General features: G+C 58.3%; 1 pseudogene. It reads left to right on the plus strand.

Features of this window, described 5'->3' with window-relative positions:
* Positions 1 to 592: pseudogene (locus tag JCM10914_RS28150) on the plus strand (hypothetical protein); the annotation flags it as partial.

Here is a 592-nt window from a genome sequence, read left to right on the forward strand (position 1 = left end):
GGGAAACCGTCTTCCGCCAGCAAAAAGGAAGTGTGAACCCCAGCGGCGCGTCCTACTGGAGCGGACTGCGCGACTTGGACGGGGCGGCCCGCGGCAACGTCTTGCCCTATACCCTCCCGATCGCACCGGGCAAGCATCCGGTGGCAGGGTATAAGAACGTAGCGGTTAAGACCGGCTACCATTTCAAATTCGACCTCAAGACCAAGGGCAATATGTTTACCGCCCGGGACGGCATCTCCATCACGCCGCGCTTTACGTTTGTCCACAAGGATGGCAGCGGGCGGCAGGAGGTAGACCTGTATTACCACAGCGGCAATCGGTACTTCATCAAGATCGGCTCGCCGCAGGATACGGAGAAGCGCTACGTCATACTCAACGAAAGGCTGCGTAATGTGCCGCTAAGTGAAATGCAGGATACCGCGTCATATCTTTATAACCATGGGGGCGCTCCTGCCGGTATGTCGAAGGGGGCATTTACGCAGCACTATATTCAGAAGCTAAGCCAGTCCAAGACCTGGGTCGGCCGGCTGGATTGGCTGCTGCTGCCTTCCGGTGTGCGTACCTTGATCGGCCCCAAAGCGAACTTGCCGGC

The organism is Paenibacillus sp. JCM 10914 (assembly GCF_001315105.1).
In the GTDB taxonomy this organism is placed as follows: domain Bacteria; phylum Bacillota; class Bacilli; order Paenibacillales; family Paenibacillaceae; genus Paenibacillus_AQ.